Below are 6,445 nucleotides of genomic sequence, written 5' to 3' on the forward strand. Positions count from 1 at the left end.
GCGACGGCCGTGACGGGAGGGACGGCGCACGTCGTGCGCCGGGCCTCCCGTCCGTCGTGTGGTCGCGATCGCGAGCCGCGTCAGGCTCCCAGCCACAGGCTGAGCAGCGAGGCGGCGAGCAGCGTCAGCGCAGCGGCGCCGACCGCCAGTGCCGGCGCGTCCCAGCCGCGCACGGCATCACCGGTGCCGGTCGCCGCGCGGCGCTCAGACCATCGGTCGAGCAGGACCGTCATCTCGTCGGGCTGGAGCAGCACGGCACGCTCGCCGCGTCGGGCGGGTTTCGGCCGCGGCAGCGACGGGCCGCCCCAGCACTGGACCTTGCGTCCGGCGACCGTCTCGATCACGATCTGCCAGCGGAGCCGGACGTCGGCGACCGCGTGCCACGGCACCACGGTGCGGCGGAGCGGGTTGAGCACCGTGACCGCACGGTCGTCGATGACGATGCACGGGCGGAAGGTCAGGACCCAGAGCGCCCAGACGAGCACGGCGATCGGGCCGGCGGCGCGGAGCACGACGTCCCAGCTCCCCCGGAACGCGGCGTCGCCCAGCAGGAAGACGCCCAGGACGGCGACGAGGCCGGCCGCCACCGCGCCCCCGCGACCAGCGCGGAGGACGAGGGGGCGTCCGGCCTCGTTCGTGTCCAGGGGGATCAGCGTCCGAACTCGAACCCGGCGCCGGGGATGGCGGCCAGGAGGTCCTTCGTGTACTGCTCCTTCGGGGCGGCGAAGACCTCGTCGGTCGTCGCCTTCTCGACGATCTGCCCACGACGCATGACGCACACGTTGTCCGCGACGAGGCGGACGACCGCGAGGTCGTGCGTGATGAACAGGTACGTCAGGCCGAGCTCGGTCTGCAGCTCGGTGAGCAGGTCGAGGATCTGGCCCTGCACGAGCACGTCGAGCGCGGAGACGGCCTCGTCGAGGACGATGACCTCCGGCTTGAGTGCCAGCGCGCGAGCGACGGCGATGCGCTGTCGCTGGCCACCGGACAGCTCGTTCGGGTAGCGGTTCACCATCGACTTCGGGAGCGCGACCTGGTCGAGCAGCTCGAGCACCCTGGCACGGCGCGAGGCCTTGTCGCCCACCTTGTGCGTGGCGAGCGGCTCGGCGATCGTGTTCCCGACGTTGTACATCGGGTCCAGGGAGCCGTACGGGTCCTGGAACACCGGCTGCACACGGCGGCGGAAGTCGAAGAGGTCCTTGCCCTTCAGCGCGCCGATGTCGATGCCGTCGAACTGCACGGTGCCGCTCGTGATGCTCTCGAGCTGCAGGACGAGCTTCGCGACGGTCGACTTGCCCGAACCGGACTCGCCGACGAGCGCCGTGGTGGTGCCCTTCTGGATCGAGAACGACACGTCGTCGACGGCCTTGAGCTCCCGCGTGGCGAGGCTCTTGCCGCGCAGCTTGTAGACCTTCTCGAGGTTCTTCACCACGATGAGGTCCTCGGCTGGACGGTGCTCGCGCTCCTGGGCGCGGGCGATGAGCTCGGCGTCGTCACTGCCGGTGTCGGCGATGTCGATCCGCTGGTGCTGCACCTTCGACTGGATGCGACGGCTGGCCAGCGAGGGGGCCGCCGCGACGAGGCGCTGCGTGTACGGGTGCTGCGGGTTGGCCAGGATCTCCTTGGAGGGGCCGGCCTCGACGACCTGTCCCTTGTACATCACGACGAGCTTCTCGGCCCGCTCGGCAGCGAGGCCGAGGTCGTGCGTGATGAACAGCACCGAGGTGCCGAAGTCGCGGGTCAGGGTCTCGAGGTGGTCGAGGATGACGCGCTGGACCGTGACGTCGAGCGCACTCGTCGGCTCGTCGGCGATGAGCAGCTGCGGGCGGCTCGACAGACCGATGCCGATGAGCACACGCTGCCGCATGCCGCCGGAGAACTCGTGCGGGTACTGCTTCAGGCGGGTCGACGCGTCGCCGAGGCCGGCTTCCTGCAGGACCTCGACCGCGCGGGCGCGGACGGCGGCCTTGCCGGTCGCCATGCCGTTCGCACGGATGGCCTCTTCGACCTGGAAGCCGATCGACCACAGCGGGTTGAGGTTCGACATCGGGTCCTGGGGGACGTAGCCGATCTCCTTCCCGCGGATCTCCGACATCTCCTTGTCGCTCAGCCCGACGAGCTCGCGCCCGTTGAACTTGATCGAGCCGCCGGTGACCTCACCGGTGCCGGGGAGCAGCTTGATGATCGCCTGGGCGCTCGTCGACTTGCCGGAACCGGACTCGCCGACGATGGCCAGGCGCTCGCCCTGTTCGAGGGTGAGGTTCACGCCCCGGACGGCCTGCACGAGGCCGCTCTGGGTCTTGAAGCCGACCTGCAGGTCGGTGATCTCGAGCAGCGGGGCGCCGGAGCCGCCGGTACGGCGGCTGTTCGGCTGGGTCAGTGTCTCGCTCATCGGCGGGCCCTCGCCTTCGGGTCGAGCGCATCGCGCACCACGTCACCGAGGAGTAGGAACGCGAGCACGGTGATGGACAGGGCTGCCGACGGCCAGAAGATCGTCGACGGTGCCGTTCGGATCGAGACCTGCGCGGTCCCGATGTCGAGGCCCCAGCTGAGCGCTGAGTCCGGGAGCCCGATACCGAGGAACGACAGGGTCGCCTCGGCCACGATGAACGTGCCGAGCGACACGGTCGACACGACGATGACCGGCGCCACCGAGTTCGGGATCACGTGCCGGACCAGCGTCTTGAAGCGACTGACGCCGAGCGCGGCCGAGGCCATGACGTAGTCGGACTGCTTCGCGCTGAGCACGGCACCACGCATGATGCGAGCGATCTGCGGCCAAGCGAACGCCGCGAGGACCAACGCCACGGTGATCGCGTTCCGCGCCGGGATGACCGACATGATCACGATCGCGCCGAGCACGGTGGGGATGGAGAAGAAGATGTCCGCGATGCGGGACACGATCGTGTCGAGCCATCCGCCGTAGAAGCCGGCGAGAGCGCCGATGATGACACCGACGATCGTGACCAGCACGGTGGCGACGATGCCGACGATCAGCGAGTTCCGTGCACCCCAGATCACGCGTGAGTACACGTCGTACCCCTGGCGGTTGTACCCGAAGATGTGGCCGGCTTCCGGGCCCTCGTTGCTCTTCGCGAGGATCGCCTTCCTCGGGTCGATGTGCGTGAAGAGACCCGGGAACAGCGCCACGACGACGATGAGCAGGATGAGCACGGCGGACACCCAGAACATCGGGCGGACACGCATGGAGTCCCAGGCATCGGTCCAGGTGGACCGGGTCTTCTCGTTCTCGTCGACCTGGTCGACCGCTTGGAGCGGGGTCTCCTCGATCGGAGCGACGTAGTGCGTCGCCGAGCGGGATGCGGCGTTACTTGGCATAGCGGATCCTCGGGTCCAGGACGGCGTAGAGCAGGTCGACCAGGAGGTTGGCGAGCATGAAGATGATGACCATCACGGCGACGAACGACACGACGGTCGGACCCTCGCCGAGCTTGACGGCCTGGAACACCGTGCCACCCACACCGTGGATGTTGAAGATGCCCTCGGTCACCACGGCGCCGACCATCAGGTTGCCGATGTCGACACCCAGGTACGTCACCACGGGGATGAGCGAGTTGCGGAAGATGTGCACCCCGATCACCCGACGACGCGGAAGACCCTTGGCCGTCGCGGTGCGGACGAAGTCCGCGCTCATGTTCTCGGCCACGCTCGCGCGCGTCAGACGCACGATGTACGCGAACGACACCGAGGCGAGCACGATCGCGGGCAGCACGAGTTCGTCCCACGGCGCTTCGCCCGACACCGTCACCCGGAACAGGCCGAGGTTGATGCCGAAGACGTACTGCAGCAGGAACCCGACGACGAAGGTCGGGACCGAGATGAGCAGCAGCGACACGACGAGTGCGGTGGCGTCGAACAGCTTGCCCTTGCGCAGACCAGCGATGACACCGACGACGATGCCGGCGACCGACTCGAACAGCAGCGCCAGGATCGCCAGGCGGGCGGTGATCGGGAACGCCGAGGCGAGCTGTGAGCTGACCGGCAGGCCCGAGTACGTCACGCCGAGGTCGCCGCGGAACACGCCGCCGATCCAGAGCAGGTACTGGACGATGAACGGCTTGTCGAGGTTGTACTGCTGTCGCAGCTGCTCGATCACCTGCGGCGTCGGCTGACGGTCGCCGAACAGCGCGGCGATCGGGTCGCCGGGCAGCGAGAAGACCATGAAGTAGATGAGGAACGTGGCCCCGAAGAACACGGGGATGAGTTGCAGGAGGCGCTTGCCGAGGTACCAGAGCATCAGATCACTGCCCGGTCCGGAGCGATGTCGATCAGGTTCATTGTGGTGAGGGGTGGACGGTCCGAGGGTCGGCACGGAAGTCCGGTGCGGGAGGGCGCCCGCAGTGTGGGGGAAGGTCTTGCCGCCGCGGTACGGGGGTTCGGGGACCGTGTGGTCCCCGAACCCCCGTCCGGTGGTCGCGAGGCAGGATACCTGCTCGCGGGGTGGTCTCTACGAGACCAGGGTCAGTTCTTGACCTCGACGTCGTAGTACAGCGGCACCGAGTTCCAGCCGAACTTGACGTTCGACACCGTGTCGGCGTTCCAGACGCCGGTCACGTTGGAGTACCAGAGCGGGATCTCGGGCAGGTCCTTGAACAGGAGTTCCTGGGCCTGGTCGAAGATCTTGTTGCCCTCTTCGACGGTGGCTGCCGAACGGCCCTTGGCGAGCAGCTCGTTGTACTCAGCCGAGTCGTAGCGCGCGTAGTTGCTCGACGAGCCCTTGCCCATGGTCGGGCCGAGGAAGTTGTACAGCGACGGGTAGTCGGCCTGCCAACCGGTACGGCTGCCGCCCGTGAGCTTGTCGTTCGTCTGCAGGTCCAGGGCTTCCTGGAACGTCGGGATCGCGTTGCCCTCGGCCTTGATGCCGAGCGTGCTCGAGATCGAGTTCGTGACCGCGGTCACCCACGCCTGGTGGCCACCATCGGCGTTGTACGTGATGGTGAGGGTGTCGTTGTACTTCGAGATCTTGTCGGCCTCGGCCCAGAGCTTCTTGGCCTCGGACTTGTTGTAGTCCAGGACCTCGGAGCCCTCGAGGTCGTCGTTCCAGCCGTCGATCACCGGCGAGGTGAAGTCCTTGGCCGGGGTGCGGGTGCCGTCGAAGATCTTGTCGGTGATCTCCTTGCGGTTGATCGCCATCGAGACGGCCTCGCGACGCAGCTTGCCTTCCTCGCCCTTCCAGTGGTCGAGGTAGTAGGGCAGGTAGATGCCCTGGAAGATCGCGGCCGGCTGGTTGACGTTCGAGTCCGGGAAGTCCGACTTGTACGTCTGGAAGTTCGCGTCCGGCACGGCGTCGAGGACGTCGAGGTTGCCGCCCTGCGCGTCGGCGTAGGCGGTGTCCTGCGAGGTGTAGAACGTGATCGTCAGACCACCGTTCTTCGGCTTGCGCTTGCCCTCGTAGTCCTTGTTGGCGACGAGCTTGATGGACTGGTTGTGCGTCCAGGCCTTCTTGCCGTCGAACTTGTACGGACCGTTGCCGATCGGGTTCTCACCGAAGGCCTTGGTGTCGTCGTAGAACGAGGACGGCAGCGGCACGAAGGCCGAGTAGCCGAGCGAGAGCGGGAAGTCCGACTGGGCCGACTTCAGCTTCACGGTGAACTCGTCGTCGCTCACGACCTTGAGGCCGGTGAGCTCGGAGTCCTTCTCGGCGTTGTACCCCTCGATGTTCTCGAAGAAGTACGAGGCGCTCTGCTTGTTCGAGAACTGGGCTGCCCAGTTCCACGCCTTCGTGAACGACTCGGCAGTGACCTTCTCGCCGTTGGTGAAGGTGTAACCCGTGTTCAGCTTGATGTCGAAGGTCTTCGAGTCATCGGTGTCGATGCTCTTCGCGACCTCGTTGACGGGCTTGCCGTCGGCGTCGTACGAGACGAGGCCCTCGAAGAGCGAGTCGATGACCTTGCCGCCACCGGTCTCGGTGGTGTTCGACGGGATGAGGGGCTTCTGCGGCTCGGTGCCGTTCGTGGTGACGATCCCGGACGCGTTCGCCGAGCCCGAGCCACCCCCGTTGGAGCTGTTGCTGGAGCAGGCGGTCAGGGCGAGTGCTGTGGCCCCGAGCACGGCGAGGGCGGTGAGCCCGGCGCGCTTCTTGATCAAGGTTCCTCCTGGTGCATGGGACGCGTTCGGGCACAGCTGTGTCACCCGGGCGCGTTTGACCTTTGCAGCGTAGGCAAGGTGAACAGTGGCGTCCAAACCCTGGAGCGAACGGTTACACGCCGGTAACCAACTTGCACGATCCTTGCGAGACGATGCAAGATTCGCGCGCACTCAGGTGAAGGGTGCGTTTTTGTTGCATCCGCATGAAATCTGTTGCACTCCGGCACAGTTCTGTGCAAGTCGGGGGACGGCCGAGCATCGCTCAGGGGTACGGCTCCGGGGCACTGGTCCGCGGTCACGACATGCCGCGAGTGCACCGCCGAGTGGTCACGAATCG

5 protein-coding genes are annotated in these 6,445 nt (G+C 66.9%); all 5 read right to left on the bottom strand.

Features of this window, described 5'->3' with window-relative positions; translation table 11 throughout:
• Positions 1 to 80 precede the first annotated feature (80 nt).
• Complete coding sequence (locus H489_RS28010) at positions 81 to 587, bottom strand: PH domain-containing protein (RefSeq protein WP_017887073.1); 507 nt, start codon at positions 585 to 587, stop codon at positions 81 to 83.
• 62 nt (positions 588 to 649) lie between these two features.
• Positions 650 to 2,392, bottom strand: coding sequence for a dipeptide ABC transporter ATP-binding protein (locus H489_RS28015; protein WP_017887074.1), 1,743 nt, complete (start codon positions 2,390 to 2,392; stop codon positions 650 to 652).
• Entirely contained in the window at positions 2,389 to 3,339 is a 951-nt protein-coding gene (locus H489_RS28020; RefSeq protein WP_017887075.1) for an ABC transporter permease, read from the bottom strand. The genes H489_RS28015 and H489_RS28020 overlap by 4 nt, the downstream gene beginning before the upstream one ends.
• The gene (locus tag H489_RS28025) at positions 3,329 to 4,258 is read right to left on the bottom strand and encodes an ABC transporter permease (RefSeq protein WP_017887076.1); all 930 of its coding nucleotides are present in this window, start codon (positions 4,256 to 4,258) and stop codon (positions 3,329 to 3,331) included. Before H489_RS28025 ends, H489_RS28020 begins: the two co-directional genes overlap by 11 nt.
• A gap of 224 nt (positions 4,259 to 4,482) precedes the next feature.
• On the bottom strand, positions 4,483 to 6,108 hold the full coding sequence (locus H489_RS28030; protein WP_017887077.1) for a peptide ABC transporter substrate-binding protein: 1,626 nt from the start codon (positions 6,106 to 6,108) through the stop codon (positions 4,483 to 4,485).
• Positions 6,109 to 6,445: the final 337 nt, after the last annotated feature.

This window comes from Curtobacterium flaccumfaciens UCD-AKU, assembly GCF_000349565.1.
GTDB classification, from domain to species: domain Bacteria; phylum Actinomycetota; class Actinomycetes; order Actinomycetales; family Microbacteriaceae; genus Curtobacterium; species Curtobacterium poinsettiae.